Source organism: Curtobacterium oceanosedimentum, from assembly GCF_040545555.1.
Taxonomy (GTDB): domain Bacteria; phylum Actinomycetota; class Actinomycetes; order Actinomycetales; family Microbacteriaceae; genus Curtobacterium.
The window spans coordinates 116,891-134,012 of the sequence record NZ_JBEPMD010000002.1 but is presented as its reverse complement, the minus strand read 5'-3'; the positions used below and the strand labels follow the sequence as shown (position 1 = coordinate 134,012).

The 17,122-nt window shown below is 72.8% G+C and carries 13 protein-coding genes; 10 read left to right on the top strand and 3 right to left on the bottom strand.

Translation table 11 applies throughout. The annotated features are described in order from the left end of the window. Window positions 1-266 precede the first annotated feature (266 nt). The 8 genes from sucC to ABIC52_RS02470 all read left to right on the top strand — a co-directional run bounded on the left by sucC (window position 267) and on the right by ABIC52_RS02470 (window position 11,722). Entirely contained in the window at window positions 267-1,436 is a 1,170-nt protein-coding gene (gene sucC, locus ABIC52_RS02505) for an ADP-forming succinate--CoA ligase subunit beta (protein ID WP_354026559.1), read from the top strand. Between the two features lie 14 nt (window positions 1,437-1,450). After that, entirely contained in the window at window positions 1,451-2,344 is an 894-nt protein-coding gene (gene sucD, locus ABIC52_RS02500; protein ID WP_354026558.1) for a succinate--CoA ligase subunit alpha, read from the top strand. Between the two features lie 140 nt (window positions 2,345-2,484). Further along, the gene (locus ABIC52_RS02495) at window positions 2,485-4,653 is read left to right on the top strand and encodes a cell division protein PerM (RefSeq protein WP_354026557.1); all 2,169 of its coding nucleotides are present in this window, start codon (window positions 2,485-2,487) and stop codon (window positions 4,651-4,653) included. Window positions 4,654-4,684: 31 nt separating this feature from the next. Continuing rightward, on the top strand, window positions 4,685-5,278 hold the full coding sequence (gene purN / locus ABIC52_RS02490; RefSeq protein ID WP_126892360.1) for a phosphoribosylglycinamide formyltransferase: 594 nt from the start codon (window positions 4,685-4,687) through the stop codon (window positions 5,276-5,278). Continuing rightward, the gene (gene purH / locus ABIC52_RS02485; RefSeq protein WP_354026556.1) at window positions 5,275-6,933 is read left to right on the top strand and encodes a bifunctional phosphoribosylaminoimidazolecarboxamide formyltransferase/IMP cyclohydrolase; all 1,659 of its coding nucleotides are present in this window, start codon (window positions 5,275-5,277) and stop codon (window positions 6,931-6,933) included. The genes purN and purH overlap by 4 nt, the downstream gene beginning before the upstream one ends. 592 nt (window positions 6,934-7,525) lie before the next feature. After that, window positions 7,526-9,349: an ABC transporter ATP-binding protein gene (locus ABIC52_RS02480; protein WP_126892358.1), complete on the top strand. Its 1,824-nt coding sequence runs from the start codon at window positions 7,526-7,528 to the stop codon at window positions 9,347-9,349. Continuing rightward, window positions 9,346-11,268 carry an ABC transporter ATP-binding protein gene (locus ABIC52_RS02475; protein WP_354026555.1) on the top strand — a complete coding sequence of 641 codons (1,923 nt, stop codon included), beginning with the start codon at window positions 9,346-9,348 and terminating at the stop codon, window positions 11,266-11,268. Before ABIC52_RS02480 ends, ABIC52_RS02475 begins: the two co-directional genes overlap by 4 nt. 31 nt (window positions 11,269-11,299) lie before the next feature. Continuing rightward, a complete protein-coding gene (locus ABIC52_RS02470; protein ID WP_126892357.1) occupies window positions 11,300-11,722 on the top strand; it encodes a DUF805 domain-containing protein in 423 nt (140 codons plus the stop codon). Between the two features lie 4 nt (window positions 11,723-11,726). Here the strand turns inward: ABIC52_RS02470 and ABIC52_RS02465 are convergent, their stop codons facing one another. Further along, window positions 11,727-12,107: an MGMT family protein gene (locus ABIC52_RS02465; protein ID WP_209823816.1), complete on the bottom strand. Its 381-nt coding sequence runs from the start codon at window positions 12,105-12,107 to the stop codon at window positions 11,727-11,729. Between the two features lie 7 nt (window positions 12,108-12,114). Then, the gene (locus ABIC52_RS02460; protein ID WP_126892355.1) at window positions 12,115-12,570 is read right to left on the bottom strand and encodes a GNAT family N-acetyltransferase; all 456 of its coding nucleotides are present in this window, start codon (window positions 12,568-12,570) and stop codon (window positions 12,115-12,117) included. A gap of 111 nt (window positions 12,571-12,681) precedes the next feature. On the opposite strand from ABIC52_RS02460, the gene ABIC52_RS02455 reads away from it, so the two are divergent. Next, complete coding sequence (locus ABIC52_RS02455; RefSeq protein ID WP_354026554.1) at window positions 12,682-13,932, top strand: ROK family transcriptional regulator; 1,251 nt, start codon at window positions 12,682-12,684, stop codon at window positions 13,930-13,932. 69 nt (window positions 13,933-14,001) lie between these two features. On the opposite strand, the gene ABIC52_RS02450 is transcribed toward ABIC52_RS02455, so the two are convergent. Then, window positions 14,002-14,430: a hypothetical protein gene (locus ABIC52_RS02450; protein ID WP_354026553.1), complete on the bottom strand. Its 429-nt coding sequence runs from the start codon at window positions 14,428-14,430 to the stop codon at window positions 14,002-14,004. 161 nt (window positions 14,431-14,591) lie between these two features. Here ABIC52_RS02450 and ABIC52_RS02445 point away from each other — a divergent pair, with 161 nt between their 5' ends. Next, window positions 14,592-16,991: a lamin tail domain-containing protein gene (locus ABIC52_RS02445; protein WP_354026552.1), complete on the top strand. Its 2,400-nt coding sequence runs from the start codon at window positions 14,592-14,594 to the stop codon at window positions 16,989-16,991. Window positions 16,992-17,122 lie beyond the last annotated feature (131 nt).

The following is a 17,122-nucleotide window of genomic DNA, read 5'->3' as shown; positions in this document are numbered from 1 at the left end:
ACCGTGCCCCGAGCCACCTGGCCGACCATCCGGCGACTGCGTCCCCCGGCCACCGGGAGTGCGAGGGACGTGACGGGGGCGGGGTGTGCCTCCCGGCTGACGTGTCGACGTCCTCGTGACCGACGCCCGGACGGACGTGCTCGCCGTCCATGTGGCGGCGCTAGGGTGGTCGCGGCCGTTGTCTCGACATCGAGCGACCCTCGACGTTGAGTGCGCGACCCGATGACCGATGCCGATCGCACGAACCGTGCGGGAAGAAGAACAGCGTGGATCTTTTCGAGTACCAGGCCAGGGACCTCTTCGAGTCCTACGGCGTCCCTGTGCTGCAGGGCATCACCGCCGACACCCCGGAAGAGGCGAGGGCAGCCGCCGAGCGGATCGGCGGCGTGGTCGTCGTCAAGGCGCAGGTGAAGGTCGGCGGCCGCGGCAAGGCCGGCGGCGTCAAGGTCGCGAAGACCCCGGACGAGGCGTACGAGCACGCGCAGGCGATCCTCGGTCTCGACATCAAGGGCCACACCGTCCAGCGCGTCATGGTCGCGCAGGGTGCCGACATCGCCGAGGAGTTCTACTTCTCCGTGCTGCTCGACCGCGCGAACCGCTCCTACCTGTCGCTCGTCAGCGTCGAGGGCGGCATGGAGATCGAGCAGCTCGCGGTCGAGAAGCCCGAGGCGCTCGCCCGCGTCGAGGTGAACCCCCTGACCGGGATCAACAAGGAGGCCGCGCTCGACATCGCCCGTCAGGCGAACTTCCCCGCCGAGCTCCAGGACCAGGTCGCCGACGTGTTCGTGAAGCTCTACGACGTGTTCGCCGGCGAGGACGCCACCCTGGTCGAGGTGAACCCGCTCGTCCGCACCGGCGACGGCCAGATCCTGGCCCTCGACGGCAAGGTCTCGCTCGACGAGAACGCCGACTTCCGCCACGACGCGCACAAGCAGCTCGAGGACACCGCCAGCGAGGACCCGCTCGAGGCCAAGGCGAAGGCCCACGGCCTCAACTACGTCAAGCTCGACGGCCAGGTCGGCGTCATCGGCAACGGCGCCGGGCTCGTCATGTCGACGCTCGACGTCGTCGCCTACGCCGGTGAGCGCCACGGCGGCGTGAAGCCCGCCAACTTCCTCGACATCGGCGGTGGCGCTTCGGCCGAGGTCATGGCCAACGGCCTCGACGTCATCCTCGGCGACCCGCAGGTGAAGAGCGTCTTCGTGAACGTCTTCGGCGGCATCACCGCCTGCGACGCCGTCGCGAACGGCATCGTCGCCGCGCTCGGCATCCTCGGCGACGCGGCCACCAAGCCGCTCGTCGTCCGCCTGGACGGCAACAACGTGGACGAGGGTCGCCGGATCCTGGCGGAGGCGGCGCACCCGCTCGTCACCGTCGCCGAGACCATGGACGATGCGGCCGAGCAGGCCGCCGAGCTCGCCGCGGCCGCGGCGTAAGGAGCACCAGAGCAATGTCGATCTTCCTCAACAAGGACTCGAAGGTCATCGTCCAGGGCATCACCGGCGGCGAGGGCACCAAGCACACCGCGCTCATGCTCAAGGCCGGCACGCAGGTCGTCGGCGGCGTGAACGCCCGTAAGGCCGGCACCACCGTCACGCACGGCGACGTCGAGCTGCCCGTGTTCGGCTCGGTGCGCGAGGCCATCGACACCACCGGTGCCGACGTCTCGATCGTCTTCGTCCCGCCGGCGTTCGCGAAGGACGCGGTCATGGAGGCCATCGACGCCGAGGTCCCGCTCGTCGTCGTCATCACCGAGGGCATCCCCGTGCAGGACTCCGCAGAGTTCTGGGCGCACGCGAAGGCCCTCGGCGGGAAGACCCGCATCATCGGCCCGAACTGCCCCGGCATCATCACCCCCGGGGAGTCGCTCGTCGGCATCACCCCGGCGACGATCACCGGCAAGGGCCCGATCGGTCTCGTGTCGAAGTCCGGCACCCTGACCTACCAGATGATGTACGAGCTGCGTGACCTGGGCTTCTCGACCGCCATCGGCATCGGCGGCGACCCGGTCATCGGCACGACGCACATCGACGCGCTCGCCGCGTTCGAGGCCGACCCCGAGACGACCGCGATCGTCATGATCGGCGAGATCGGCGGCGACGCCGAGGAGCGTGCGGCCGACTACATCAAGGCGCACGTCACGAAGCCGGTCGTCGGCTACGTCGCGGGCTTCACCGCGCCGGAGGGCAAGACCATGGGCCACGCCGGCGCGATCGTGTCCGGTTCGGCCGGCACGGCCGAGGCCAAGAAGCAGGCGCTCGAGGCCGCGGGCGTGAAGGTCGGCAAGACGCCGTCCGAGACGGCCGCGCTGCTGCGCGAGGTGGTCGGCGCCGCGACGGCGTAGCGGTCCGCACCACGCGACGGACGGGAGGCACGGTGCCGGTCGGCACCGTGCCTCCCGTCCTGCTGTGGACGGTCGGTCAGTCTCCACAGGTGCCGCGCGGCTCGCTCGGCGACCGTGGGACGGCACGTACCCTGACCACGATGAACCGCCTGGGAACCGCACTGCTGGCCGCCGTCGAGGCGATCGTGACGGTCGGCGTGGGCGTCGGGATCGCCCTCGTGCCGCTGACCCTGCTCTGGGGCTTCGAGTACGGGCTGCAGATCGACTGGGACGTCTTCTGGAAGGCCGCGGGCAGCGTGTGGCTCGTCGGCCACGGCGTCGACGTGACCTTCCGGCTCGGCAGCGACGTCGCCGGGGCCTCCGGGGTCGACGGGGCGGCGGACCCCATCCACGTGACGCTCGCAGCCCTCGGCTTCGCGGTCGTGACCGCCTGGCTCGGCGGGCGCGCCGGCCGCCGGTTCGCGGAGACCGAGCACCGGACGACCGGGCTGCTGGTCGGCACCGCCGCCGTCGCGTTGCTCGGCCTCGCGGTCGCGCTCTCGTCGACCTCGGCGGCCTCGGACCCCGTGGTGTGGCAGGCCGTCGTGCTGCCCGCGCTCTGGTTCGCGGTCCCCGCCCTGGTGACGAGCGAGGTGTGCCGGGTCCGTCGTGGACTGCCGGCCGACCCGCTCACACGACGGGTGCTCGACCAAGTCGACCGGATCCCCGCGCTGTGGCGCGCCGTCGCCGGCTTCGCGCTCCGTGCCGGCACCGCGGTGACCGCCGTGGTGGTCGCCGCTGCGGGCATCGTCGTCGCGTTCCTGCTCGTCACCTCGTTCGCCGAGGTCATCGCGCTGTACGAGCGCTCCCACGCCGGCGTGGTCGGGGGCATCGCGCTCACCGTGGGGCAGCTCGCGTTCCTGCCCGACTTCGTGGGCTGGGCGGTCGCGTGGCTGGTCGGTCCGGGCTTCGCCATCGGCACCGGGTCGAGCGTCTCGCCGATCGGTACGTCGCTCGGGCCGATCCCCGGTGTCCCGGTGTTCGGCGCGCTGCCGGCGTCCGGGCACACCTTCGGACTGCTCGGGGTGCTCGTGCCCGTCGTCGCCGGGTTCGTGGTCGGCGGCCTCATGCGCCCCGCGCTCGTCCGTGCCCTGGGCCACGAGGACACCCCGCTCCGCCGCGCGCTCGCGGGCGTCGCCACCGGTGTCGTGGCGGGGGTGCTGACCGGGGTCGCCACGGGACTGACCTCGGGCTCGCTCGGTCCCGGTCGGCTCGCCGAGGCCGGGCCGAACGGACTGCTCGTCGGACTCTTCGCGGCGCTCGAGGTCGGGCTGCCCGCCGCGGTCGCGCTGGCCGTCGGGAGCGACCTGGTGCGCATGCCCGAGCGGTCGTGGGGGCGTGAGCGCTGGGTCGAGGCCGAGGACGCTGCTGCCGACGACGCTGCCGCCCGCGCCGCTGCCGAGGCGACCGCCGACGACGCCCGTGCGGGCTCGCTCGTCGCGGCGCTGGACGAGGCCGGAGCGGGCCACGTGCCTGCGACGCACCGGTTCACCGTCCACGAGGTGCACGACTCCGCGACCCACGCGACCCCGGCGTCCGCGACCGGGGCGCACCGCGGGGACGACCAGCCCACCGAGACGATCGAGGACGACGAGCCCGCGTCGACGCCGACGGCGGCCGCACGGACCGACCGTGCCCGTGGCACCGACGAGCCCGCCGGCGGGTCAACCGACCGGCGCGCTCCGGCGTCGGTCTCCGCGCCCGAGCCCGGCGGTGCTCCCGTGGCCGGCCGTGCTCCTGCGGCCGAGCCGGACGACGTTCCCCTGCCCGACTGGGCCCGGACGGACGCCGTCGCCGCGGAACGGGTCGCCCCCGCACCGACGCCGGGCACGCAGCCGGCACGGAGCGGCACCAGCAGCCTGCGCGACCGACTGCGCAGCGCCGCCGGTGACGTCCGCGCCCGTGCCGGCGAGCTGCGCGACCGGGTCGGCGGCCCGGCCCACCGCCCGTCCCACGACCCCTCGGGGCAGTCCCAGCATTCCCAGCATTCCCGGCAGTCCGGGCGATCGGAGCGCGACGAGACGCTGCCGCACGCCCCCGGCACCGAACAGCAGCCGGCGTTCCCGTGGAGCACCGAGGAGTTCGTCGCCGGGCGCGACGACGCCGACGGTGTCCGGGACGCAGCGGGCACCGAGGCTTCCCGCGGGGAGCGCGCCGCACCCGGATCCGCCGCACCGGCCCCCACGGGCTCCGGGTCGCGGTGGGACCAGACCGACCAGATCGCCGAGGACGAGCTGCCCTGGTGGCGCCGGCCGAAGCACGACGCGTAGCGCTCGCCCCACCGCCGCTAGGCTGGTCCCCGTGCTCGAACTGGTCGTCCTGATCTCCGGTACCGGCTCGAACCTCCGAGCCCTGCTCGAGGCGACGACCGACGCCGAGTACCCCGCCCGCGTGGTCGCGATCGGGGCCGACCGCGACGCCGAGGGCCTCGGCCTGGGCGAGGAGTTCGGGGTCCCGACCTTCACGGTGCCGTTCTCCCGGTTCGCCTCGCGCGACGAGTGGGGCGCCGAGCTCGCCGCCCAGATCCGGCCGTGGTCGCCCGACCTGCTCGTGCTCTCCGGCCTCATGCGCCTGCTCCCGCACGCCGTCGTGTCCGAGTTCGCCCCCGCGATCATCAACACGCACCCGGCGTACTTGCCCGAGTTCCCCGGCGCGCACGGTGTCCGTGATGCCCTCGCGGCCGGGGTCGAGCAGACGGGCGCCAGCGTGATCCAGGTCGACGACGGTGTGGACACCGGCCCGATCCTGGCCCAGGAGCGCGTCCCCGTGCTGCCGGGCGACACCGAGTCGACGCTGCACGACCGCATCAAGCCGGTCGAGCGCCGCCTGCTCATCCAGACCATCCTCGACATCGCCAACGGCACCACCGACCTGAAGGGCACCCCGAGCGCATGAGCGTGCACGCCGCCGACCCCAGCCTCTACCGCCACCGCGACGTCGTCCCCGTGCGGCGCGCGCTCATCTCGGTGAGCGACAAGTCCGGTCTGCTCGAACTGGCCGGTGCCCTGGCCGACGCGGGCGTGGAGTTCGTGTCGACGGGCAGCACGGCACAGACGATCCGCGACGCCGGGTACACCGTCACCGACGTGTCGAGCGTGACCGGGTTCCCGGAGTCGCTCGACGGTCGCGTGAAGACCCTGCACCCCGCCGTGCACGCGGGGCTCCTGGCCGACCTGCGGCTGGAGTCGCACGAGCAGCAGCTCGCCGACCTCGGCATCGCGCCGTTCGAGCTCGTCGTGGTGAACCTCTACCCGTTCGTCGAGACGGTCGCCTCGGGTGCCGACAGTGCCACCGTGGTCGAGAACGTCGACATCGGCGGTCCGGCGATGGTCCGTGCCTCGGCGAAGAACCACCCGAACGTCGCGATCGTCGTCTCGCCGTCGTCGTACGCCGAGGTCGTCGAGGCCGTCCGCGCCGGCGGCACCACGCTCGAGCTCCGCAAGCGCCTCGCCGCCCAGGCCTTCGCGCACACCGCCTCCTACGACGCAGCGGTCGCGTCGTACTTCGCGACCGACGTCGTCGCGCGGGACGCCGCTGCCGTCGCGGACCACGCTGCTGCCCCCACGGTCGACGGCGACCTCGAGACGCCGGGCACGTTCGACGAGACCCTCCGGATCGAGGCCGGCCTGACCGCGACGCTCCGCTACGGCGAGAACGCACACCAGGCCGCCGCGCTCTACACGACCGCCGGTGGGGCGGGCATCGCCCAGGCGACGCAGCTCCACGGCAAGGAGATGTCGTACAACAACTACGTCGACGCCGACGCCGCCGTCCGGGCCGCGTACGACTTCGACATCCCCGCCGTCGCGATCATCAAGCACGCGAACCCCTGCGGCATCGCAATAGCCCCGGACGACGCCGTCGACCCGATCGCCTCGGCGCACGCGGCCGCGCACGCCTGCGACCCGCTGTCGGCCTTCGGCGGGGTCATCGCCGCGAACCGCCCGGTCACGAAGCAGATGGCCGAGACCGTCCGCGACATCTTCACCGAGGTCGTCGTCGCCCCGGCGTTCGACCCCGAGGCGCTCGAGGTCCTGTCGCAGAAGAAGAACATCCGGCTCCTCACGCTGCCGGCGGACTTCGCGCTCGCCACGCGTGAGCTGAAGCAGGTCTCCGGCGGCTTCCTCGTGCAGGACGCCGACCGCTTCACCGCCTTCGACCAGTCGACCTGGACCCTCGTGTCCGGGGAGCCGGCCGACGATGCGACCCTGGCGGACCTCGCGTTCGCGTGGAAGGCCAGCCGCGCCGTCAAGTCGAACGCCATCCTGCTCGCCGACCAGGGCGCGAGCGTCGGCGTCGGCATGGGCCAGGTCAACCGGGTGGACTCGTGCCACCTCGCGGTGACCCGCGCCGGTGACCGTGCCCGTGGCAGCGTCGCGGCGTCGGACGCGTTCTTCCCGTTCGCCGACGGCCTGCAGGTCCTGCTCGACGCCGGTGTCCGTGCCGTCGCCCAGCCGGGCGGCAGCGTCCGTGACGACGAGGTCATCGCGGCAGCGCAGGCGGCCGGCGTGACGATGTACTTCACGGGCGAACGTCACTTCTTCCACTGAGGCCCCGGACGACTGATTCACCGAACGACGGCCGCGCTCCGATCGACGGCGTCCAACAACGGCGGCACCATTGCGCGACACCAGCGACTGTGAATAGTCTGTAAGGCTCCGCACCGCACCGGACGATCGCAACCAGATCGGCCGTGCCGCGGACACAACGGTGACGAAGACGACGACTGGAGTGACGATGGACGCGACGACCGGAACAGTGGCGACGGCTGCCCGGACGGGTCTCGTGTCCCTCGTGGGGACCACTCCCGCTCCGCGACCCCGGACCCGAGCGGCCGTGCCGCTCCGGTACCCGGGCGCGGCCGCCGTCTAGCCAGGCCCCTCCCACGGCCTCGCGCCCGACGACACCGTCGGCGAGCGCGGACCACCTGCTGAGAACCCGGGGACCCGTGTCCCCGGTGCCCTCCGGCCCGGTCGACGTCACGTGAGTGACGGCGACGGCGCGCGACCACGCGCCCGGCCGACGACCACCGCACTGCCACGCCGCGCCTCCCGGCCGGACCGCCACCCACCGACGTGACCCGTCGGCGGGACGGACGACCCGACCGAGCGGACGCGGCACGACGCACGAGGACGCAACCGCATGTCCACACCGCCCGACCAGGCGACCCCCTCCACCGACCGCCCCTCGACCCTGCGCGCCATCGGGCGCATCTGGCCCTACGTCAAGCCGTACCGCTGGCGACTGTTCGGCGGCATGGCCGCGGCGATGGGCGCCTCGCTCGTCGCGCTGGCGATCCCGTACGTGCTCCAGTGGCTCGTCGACGGGCCGCTCTCCTCGCGCGACGCCGCGCTCATCTGGCCCGCCGGACTCGGCGTGCTCGCACTCGGCGTCCTCGAGGCCTTCTTCATCGCGTCCCGCCGTCGGCTCGTGATGCGCCCGTCGACGCGCATCGAGACGAGCATGCGCAACGCGCTCTACGCCAAGCTGCAGGACCTGCCGGTGGCGTTCCACGACCGATGGGAGTCCGGGCAGCTGCTCTCCCGTTCGGTCTCCGACCTGTCGCTGATCCGCCGCTGGCTGGCCTTCGGCGTGGTGCTGCTCGTCGTGAACATCGTCACGATCGCCGTCGGCTTCGTCGTGCTGTTCACCTTCGGGTGGCTGCTCGGCCTGATCTTCCTGGTGGCGTCGATCCCGCTGTGGATCAACGGCCTGCTGTTCGAGCGGAAGTACTCCGTCGTCGCGCGCCGCAGCCAGGACCAGGTCGGTGACCTCGCGACGAGCGTCGAGCAGTCGGTGCACGGCATCCGCGTGCTCAAGGCGTTCGGCCGCGGCCGCTTCAAGCTCGACGAGTTCAGCGAGCAGGCCGAGGCGCTGCGCGGCACGGAGATCGAGAAGGCGAAGGCCATCGCGAGCATCTGGCTGTGGCTGCTGCTCGTGCCGGACGTCGCGTTCGCGCTGTGCCTGCTCGCCGGCATCTGGCTGGCGTCGCAGGGCGAGCTGACGGTCGGGCAGCTGTTCGCGTTCTTCGCGACGGCGACCGTGCTGCGGTTCCCGATCGAGTCGATCGGGTTCTTCCTGTCGATGACGTTCGACACCCGCACCGCGGTCGACCGGTTCTTCGAGGTCATGGACTCCGAGAACACGATCCAGGACCCGGCGTCGCCGAAGCGCATCGACGAGCCGCACGGCGCACTGTCGTTCAACGCCGTGCACTTCCGGTACCAGGACGCGACGGACGAGTACCCGGACCTGGTGGACGGTGTCGAGCTGCAGCTGCACCCGGGCGAGACCATGGCGCTCGTCGGTCTGACCGGCAGCGGCAAGACGACGCTGCTGTCGCTGGTGCCCCGGCTGTACGACGTCACCGGCGGTTCGATCACGATCGACGGTGTCGACGTCCGTGACCTCACCCGCGCCGAGCTCCGCCGGCACGTCGGGGTCGCCTTCGAGGACGCCACCCTGTTCTCGACGAGCGTCCGCGACAACGTGCTGCTCGGTCGCCCCGACCTGTCCGGCGACGAGGCCGAGCGCATCATGCGCGAGGCACTCGACATCGCGCAGGCGTCCTTCGTCGACGACCTGCCCGAGGGCGTCGACACCCGCGTCGGCGAGGAGGGCCTGTCGCTCTCCGGTGGCCAGCGGCAGCGCCTGGCGCTCGCGCGGGCGATCGCCGCCCGACCGTCGGTCCTGGTGCTCGACGACCCGCTGTCGGCGCTCGACGTCGACACCGAGGCGCGGGTGGAGGCGGGCCTCCGCCGCGTCCTGGCTGACACGACGTCGCTCATCGTCGCCCACCGCCCCTCGACCGTGACGCTCGCCGACCGCGTGGCGCTCATGGAGGGCGGCCGCATCACCGCCGTCGGCACCCACTCGGAGCTGATGGCCACCAACGAGCACTACCGCTACGTCATCTCCTCGCTCGACGAGGACGACGCACCCGCCCGAGAGGAGGCGATGGCATGACCCAGCAGGACCAGGTACCGCCCGTCGACACGGCAGCCGGGCCGGGAGGCCCCGATCCCGTCCTCGACGAGACCTCCGCCACCAGGGCGGCCGGCCCCGTCACCGCCGCGGTCACCACGCTCGGCGTGCGCGGCGAGGAGCGCGAGGACTTCAGCAAGGCGGAGAGCAAGCGCCTGCGGCGCCGCTCCCTCGCCCTGCTCGGGTCGCTCGCGGCCCCGCTCAAGGCACGTCTGGTGCTGCTCGGCGTCGTCGTGGTGGTCTCCACCGCGGGCACCGTCGCGGGACCGGCGCTCATCGCATGGGGCATCGACAACGCCCTGCCCCGGGTGATGGACGAGAACGACTGGGTGCCGGCGTTCGGCGTCGTGGCGACGTACATCGTCGTCGCGGTGCTCGGCGCGGTGCTCACCGCCTGGTACACCGTGCTCGCGGCGCGGATCAGCCAGGCGATCCTGTTCGACCTGCGGAAGCGGGTGTTCCTGCACACGCAGCGGCTGTCGCTCGAGTTCCACGAGACGTACACGTCGGGTCGGATCATCTCCCGCCAGACGAGCGACCTCGACTCGATCCGCGAGCTGCTCGACTCCGGGCTGAACCAGCTCATCCAGGGCGTGCTCTACATGGTGTTCACGGGCATCGCGCTCGTGGTGCTCGACCCGACGTCCGGGCTCGTGCTCGCGGTGTCGCTCGTGCCGCTGTGGTTCCTGATCCGCTGGTTCCAGACGAACTCGCAGACGCTGTTCCGCGCGACCCGCGTCACGTCGGCCCGGGTGATCGTGCACTTCGTCGAGACGATGACCGGCATCCGGGCGGTGCAGGCGTTCCGGAAGGAGTCCCGCAACCGCGATGAGTACGGCCGCTACGTCGAGGACTACCGGGTGGCGAACACGAAGGTGTTCAACCTGTTCGGGACCTTCGACCCGGTGCTCGTGCTCATCGGCAACGCCACGCTCGCGGCGGTCGTCATCGTCGGCGGCTTCCGGATCGTCGGCGGCTCGCTCGAGGTCGGCGCGCTGCTCGCGGTCGCGCTCTACGCCAAGCGGTTCTTCGACCCGGCGCAGGAGCTCGCGATGTTCTACAACGGGTACCAGTCGGCCTCGGCGGCGATGGAGAAGATCTCCGGCGTCCTCGAGGAACGCCCGTCGGTGCCGGACCCCGCGAAGCCCGTGCGGCTGCCGGACGCCACCGGCGCGATGGACTTCGACGACGTCGAGTTCGCGTACAACGCCGACAAGGTCGTGCTGCCCGAGTTCGAGCTGCACATCCCGTCGGGGCAGACCATCGCGCTCGTCGGGTCGACCGGTGCCGGCAAGTCGACGCTCGCGAAGCTCATGGCGCGGTTCTACGACCCGTCGAAGGGGTCCGTGCGGCTGGACGGCGTGGACCTGCGGGACATCGACCCGAAGGACATGCGCCGCGCGATCGTCATGGTCACGCAGGAGGCGTACCTGTTCTCGGGCTCGGTCGCGGACAACATCGCGCTCGGCAAGCCCGGGGCGACGCGCGACGAGATCGTGCGCGCGGCGAAGGCGGTCGGCGCGCACGCGTTCATCGAGGCCCTGCCCGACGGGTACGACACCGACGTGAACAAGCGCGGTGGTCGGGTGTCCGCCGGGCAGCGGCAGCTGCTGTCGTTCGCCCGGGCGTTCATCGCCGACCCGAAGGTGCTCATCCTCGACGAGGCCACGGCGTCGCTCGACATCCCGTCCGAGCGGCTCGTGCAGGAGGGCCTCGAGACCCTGCTCGCGGACCGCACGGCCGTGATCATCGCGCACCGCCTGTCGACCGTCGCGATCGCCCACCGGGTGCTCGTGATGGAGTACGGCCGGATCGTCGAGGACGGCACGCCGGACGACCTGATCGCCGGCACCGGCCGGTTCGCCCAGCTGCACGCGGCCTGGCGGGACTCGCTCGTCTGACGGACCGGGCTGCACGTGGTTTGCTGACTCCATGAGCAACGACAGCGTGCAGCCCGGCGGCGTCGCCCTGCGCGACCCGTTCTACGGGGCACCCTTCACCGAGGCGGTCCGGCGGTTCTGGCGGAAGTACACCGTGTTCACCGGACGGGCCTCGCGCTCGGAGTTCTGGTGGTGGTGGCTGACGTCCTTCGTGATCGGGCTCGTGCTGCAGCTCGTCCCGCAGGTGTTCACCCCCGGGACCCCGGTGCTGGAGAACCCGGTCGGCTCGTACCTGTTCGTGCTGTGGGGGCTCGTCACGCTGATCGGGTCGCTCGCCCTCGGCGCCCGGCGACTGCACGACGCGAACCTGTCCGGCTTCTGGCAGTTCCTGCACGTGGTGTTCGGCATCGGGTCGCTCGTGCTGCTGGTGATGTTCCTGCTGCCGTCGAGCCCGAAGGGCGCGCGCTTCGACTGAGCGCTCAGAACGGGTCGTCGGCGTCCGTGGTGGGTGACCAGCGCGCGCGACGCATGTCGATCCTCCAGGCCGACGACCGCTCCACCAATGGCGTGCCCTCGGCGCGGTAGTGCTCGAGCGCCCGGGCCTCGTGCCGGACCGGCGGCAGCCCGCCGGCGCGGACCACGCGCCACCACGGCAGGTCGGCACCCTCGTGGGCCATCACCTTGCCGACGGCGCGCGACGCCCGCGACCCGAGCGCGGAGGCGACGTCGCCGTACGTCATGACGTGCCCGGCCGGGACCAGCCGGACCACCTCGGCGACGGCGGCCCCGAAGTCCGGCTCGACCCCGCGGTCCGGCTCGGCCCCGGGATCCGGCTCGGCCCCGGGGACGGCTCCGTCCACGCCGTGGCTAGAGGGCGAGGACGGCGTAGTGGTCGCCGTACTGCGTCTCGCGCACGACCTCGAACCCGAGGGCACGGAAGAACGCCTCGGGCCCGCTGTCGCCGCCGGGCTCGTAGACCACGGTCAGCCGCTCGAAGCCGCGGCTCCGCGCCTCGTCCGCCAGGCCGTGCACCGCGAAGCGTCCGACGCCACGGCCCTGTGCGTCGGCGGCGACGTTCACGCGCCAGATCGCGCTGCGGAGCTCTTCCTCGCTGTTGTCCTCGTCGAAGGTGCCGATGATCATCCCGACGACGCGGTCCCCGTCGAGCACCACGCGGGTCCACGCCGAGCTCGGCTTGACGTCGGACTCGGCGACGCCGTACGTGGTCGGCTGCACGAACTGCTCCTGCCCGGGCTTGAGCGTCAGCGAGTTGGCCGCGGCGGCGGTCGACGCGGAGAGGGCTTCGAGGCGGAGGTCCGTCATGCCGCTCAGGGTAGCGGTGCACCCCGTCCGGGTGCCAGGAGGACGCCCGGACCGTTGCAGCACCGTTGCGTGCGCGCCGTCCGGGTGCGCGGGCGGCGGTAGGGTCACGGCATGGCGGAGCATCGGCGTGGGGCGAACCTGCCGTCGATCGGCGGCTTCAACCGCACCGTCGTGCTCGACGCCGTCCGCCGCTCGCCCGACGGCCTGAGCCGCGTGGAGCTCGCCGCGAGCACGGGCCTCAGCGCGCAGACCGTGTCGAACGTCACACGGTTCCTCATCGAGGCCGGCATGATCGTCGAGTCCGGCACGGTGGTCGCCGGACGGGGGAAGCCCCGGACGATCCTGCGCCTCGAGGCCGCCAGCCGGTACGCGGTCGGGGTGCACGTCGACCCGGCGGTCGTGACGTACGTGCTCCTCGACCTCGCCGGCAGTGTCGTCGCCGAGACCACCACGTCGACCCCGTCCGCCGACGATCCGGCCGAGGTCGTCCGGACCATCGCGACCGCGGTCGACGGTCTGGTGGCGGACGCCGGTGTCGCGGTGGACAGCGTGCTGGGGGTCGGCATCGCGAGCCCCGGACCGATCGACGTCGACGCCGGTGTCGTGCTCGACCCGCCGTTCCTGCCCCGCTGGCGGGACGTGCCGCTGCGCGACGCGCTCGCCGAGGCGACCGGCTTCCCGGTGCTGCTCGAGAAGGACGTCACCGCGGCGGTCGTCGGCGAGATGTTCCTGGCGGGGGAGTCCTCGGCGCGGAACTTCGCCTTCGTCTACTTCGGCACGGGCTTCGGCGTCGGACTGGTCGTCGACCACGAACCCGTGCGCGGCGTCGGTTCGAACGCGGGCGACGCCGGGCACATCATGGTCGACCAGGGAGCGCTCGCCGGGACCCCGGACGGATCCGGGTCCCGTGGTGAGGTCGGCGCAGCGGTCGCCCCGGCACGGCTGGTCGAGGTCGCACGCGACCGCGGGCTGCACCTGACCGGTGGTGCTCCGGCGGACGACGTCACCGCGGTGCAGCGGGCCTGGGACGCCCTGGGCGACGCGATCGCGTCCGGCGACGAGGTCGCCACGGGACTCGCCGCCGACGCCGGCACCGCGATGGGCCGGGCCGTGGTGGTCATCGTCAACCTGCTCGACATCGACCGCGTGGTGTTCGGGGGGCCGTTCTGGTCACGGATCGCGCCGGTCGCCCTGCCGGCCGCTCGCGAAGCGATCACGGGATCGCCCCTGCTCGTGCCGAAGCACCCGATCGCGGTCGTGGACAGCGGGCGGGGTGCCGACGTGGCCGCGGTCGGGGCCGCGTGCCTGGTGCTCGACGCGGCGCTGTCACCGCGTGCGAGCGCGCTGCTGATCCGGCGCTGACGGGAGGCGCGGTGCCAGCCCGCCCCGCGCCTCCCGTCCGCCCCGCCGACTGATCGGCAGCACCGTCCGTCAGGCGGCGCCGAGCACCGTCCGCCAGACCGCCGTCAGGGTGTCGTGCTCGTCGTCCGACAGGAGGTCGCGCACGCCGGTCGCGAGGACCGCCGAGCGGACGGCTTCCTCGGCCCCGGCGCGGTCGCGGAGGTGTGCGTCGGAGTGCTTCACCGCGCGCCCGGCCTCCTGCGCGGCCTCGATCTCATCGACGCGGCCGGCGGTGCCGGCGGCGTCGAGCGCGTGCTGCCACGCGGCCAGCAGGTCGGCGTTGGTCACCATCCGGCCGTCCGCGCCGCCCTGGACCGCGAGCGACGCGCTCGACACCGGCACCACGATCTGCTCGTCGGCCTTCCAGGCGATGTCGAGGGCCTCGGCCTCCTCCGCCGTGAGCCGCCCGGCTCGCTCGATCATCGACTGCAGTGCGGTGTTCCTGGTGTCGTCCGTCACGGTTCCCTCTCCGACCGAACGCGCTCGCGTGGTCGCTCCCATCCTCCTGACGCCTGCTGGGAGGACGCGGCACCGGTCGTTCACCTGGTCGCCACCGGCCGGACGCCGGGATGCTGAACAGTCGTGCAGGTCCCCCCTGACCTCCCCGAGAAGGACCCTGCATGCGCACCCCTGCCCTGCGGCTCGGTGCCGGCCTCGCGACGGGCATCGCCCTCGCCGCCGGCGTGCTGACCGCCACCCCCGCCGTCGCCGCGGTCGGTGACGACGACCCGACCGTCGGTACCCGAGTCACCAGCGGCCCGGCAGCGGGTCTCGCGATCGACGAGGTGGAGTCGAACGCCGACGACACCGACTGGGTCGAGCTGGTGAACACCTCGTCCGCCACGATCGACCTGAGCGGCTGGCGCTTCCTCGACTCCGACTCGTCGCACACCGCGTGGACACTGCCGCAGGGCTCGACGATCGCCGCCGGCGGGTACCTCGTCGTCGACCAGGAGACCACCACGCGGTCGGGCTTCGACTTCGGGCTCGGCGGTGCCGACTCGGTGCGGCTGTACGACCCCTCCGGCACGCTGACGCTCCGGTACGCGTGGACGGCGCACGCCGCCGTGACGTACGGCAGCTGCCCGGACGGCTCCGGCACGCTCGTCGACACCACCGCGTCGACGAAGGGCGCCCCGAACGACTGCTCCTCGCCCGTGCGGATCAACGAGGTCGAGTCGCAGGACGGCACCCCGGGGGACTGGGTCGAACTGACGAACGTCGGGACGACCACGGTCGACCTCGGTGGGTACGTGCTGCAGGACGGCGAGGACGACCACGCCTGGACGATCCCGGCCGGCACCACGGTCGCGGCGGGCGGCTTCACGGTGCTCGACGAGTCGCAGGCCGGAGCGTCCGGGTTCGACTTCGGGCTCGGGAAGGCCGACAGCGTGCGGCTCTCGGACCCCCGCGGGCTCCTCGTCGACCAGTACTCGTGGACGGCACACGCCGCGACCACGTACGGGCGGAACCCGGACGGCACCGGCGACTTCGCCGCGACCGCCGAGCCGACGAAGGGTGCGGCGAACCGCTTCGCCGGCGTCGTGACCGCCGAGGCCTGGCCGGGCGGGGAGGACGAGACGGTGCTCGACGCCGGGGACACCTTCACCGGTGACCTGAGCGGGCTCGACTGGACGACCTCGTCGACCTCGCGCGACGGACAGCTCTGGGCGGTGCAGAACGGTGACGGACTGCTGTACCACCTGGCCTCGGACGGTCGAGGCGGGTGGGCCCCGACGAACGCCGCGGGCGTCGACCTGCGGTACGCCGACGACACCGGGACGCCCGACGCCGAGGGCGTCACGGTCACGGCCGACGACCCCGGCGCGGTGTACGTGTCGACCGAGCGCGACAACGACGTGTCGAAGGTGAGCCGCCCCGCCGTGCTGCGCTTCGCGACCACCGACGGCTCCGAGTCGGTCCTGCGCGCCACGGACGAGTGGAACCTGGCCGCGGACTTCCCGGGCCTCGGCGCGAACGCCGGGCTCGAGGGCGTGACCTGGGTGCCGGACGCCTGGCTGACCGAGCGCGGCTTCGTCGACCAGCACACCGGCGCGGCCTACATGCCTGCGTCCTACCCCGGACACGGTGACGGACTCTTCGTCGTCGGCGTCGAGGGCACCGCGAGCGCCTCCGCCTACGCGCTGATGGACGACGGGTCGTTCCAACGCGTCGCGACGATCAGCACCCCGTTCTCGCTGGTGGCCGAGGTGCAGTTCGACCCGACGCTCGACGCCCTCTGGGTGGTCTGCGACGAGGCCTGCTCCGGGCGCACGGCGCTCTTCGACGTGCAGGACGGCGCCTTCACGCTCGCGTCGCTGTACGAGGCGCCCGCGAACGCCGACCGGACGCTCGCCAACGAGGGCTTCGCGATCTCGGGCCGCTGCGTTGACGGGGCTCGGGCCACCTTCACCGCCGACGACAACGACACGAACGGGTCCTCGCTGCGCACCGGGACGTACCCGTGCGACGCGACGACGGAGCCGGGCGACGGTGGCGGGGAGACGCCTGCTCCGGGTGGCGGTGGGTCGCCTGCGCCGGGTGACGGAGGCAGCACCCCGACCCCCTCTCCTTCCGCTCCGGTCGCTCCGGCGGTTCCGGTCGCGCCGGACGCCTCCGCCTTGACCGAAGGGAACCGCGGCTCGGTGTCGGCACCGTCGGAGGTCCGTGCGGGTTCCTCGGTGACGATCTCCGTCGGGACGCAGGTCGCCGGGGAGCGTGTCGCGGTCTGGTTGTTCTCCGAGCCACGGCTCCTCGGGACGCCGGTCGTCGCCGCAGACGGCACGGTGACGGTGGTCGTCCCCGCTGACGTCCCGGCCGGGCAGCACCGCATCGTGGTCGCCACCCTCGACGGCACGCTGATCGGCTGGACGGACGTCCGGGTCGACCCCGTGACGGGTGCGCTCGCCGTCACCGGTGCCGAGCTGGGCGGTGGGATCGCGGCGGCGCTCCTGCTCCTCGCGGCCGGTACCGGTGTCCTCGTGGCACGTCGTCGTCGGACGGTCGTCGAGCAGGCCTGACCCGCGGGGGCTCCTCGCCGATGCCCCCGTCGTCCGCCCGGACGGCGGGGGCATCGGCGTCGCGCCGGGCGTCGGTGTCCGTGGTGGCGTCGGTGTCGTGGGGGGCGTCGGCGTCCCGCGGTAGCGTCGGG

What these genes read in the sequence shown, in the direction of transcription:
- ABIC52_RS02470 (WP_126892357.1), top strand. Translation starts at nt 11,300, where the DNA reads ATGAGCAACGACAGCGTGCAGCCCGGCGGCGTCGCCCTGCGCGACCCG.
- ABIC52_RS02475 (WP_354026555.1), top strand. Translation starts at nt 9,346, where the DNA reads ATGACCCAGCAGGACCAGGTACCGCCCGTCGACACGGCAGCCGGGCCG.
- ABIC52_RS02495 (WP_354026557.1), top strand. Translation starts at nt 2,485, where the DNA reads ATGAACCGCCTGGGAACCGCACTGCTGGCCGCCGTCGAGGCGATCGTG.
- ABIC52_RS02445 (WP_354026552.1), top strand. Translation starts at nt 14,592, where the DNA reads ATGCGCACCCCTGCCCTGCGGCTCGGTGCCGGCCTCGCGACGGGCATC.
- ABIC52_RS02480 (WP_126892358.1), top strand. Translation starts at nt 7,526, where the DNA reads ATGTCCACACCGCCCGACCAGGCGACCCCCTCCACCGACCGCCCCTCG.
- ABIC52_RS02460 (WP_126892355.1), bottom strand. Translation starts at nt 12,570, where the DNA reads ATGACGGACCTCCGCCTCGAAGCCCTCTCCGCGTCGACCGCCGCCGCG.
- sucD (WP_354026558.1), top strand. Translation starts at nt 1,451, where the DNA reads ATGTCGATCTTCCTCAACAAGGACTCGAAGGTCATCGTCCAGGGCATC.
- purH (WP_354026556.1), top strand. Translation starts at nt 5,275, where the DNA reads ATGAGCGTGCACGCCGCCGACCCCAGCCTCTACCGCCACCGCGACGTC.
- ABIC52_RS02455 (WP_354026554.1), top strand. Translation starts at nt 12,682, where the DNA reads ATGGCGGAGCATCGGCGTGGGGCGAACCTGCCGTCGATCGGCGGCTTC.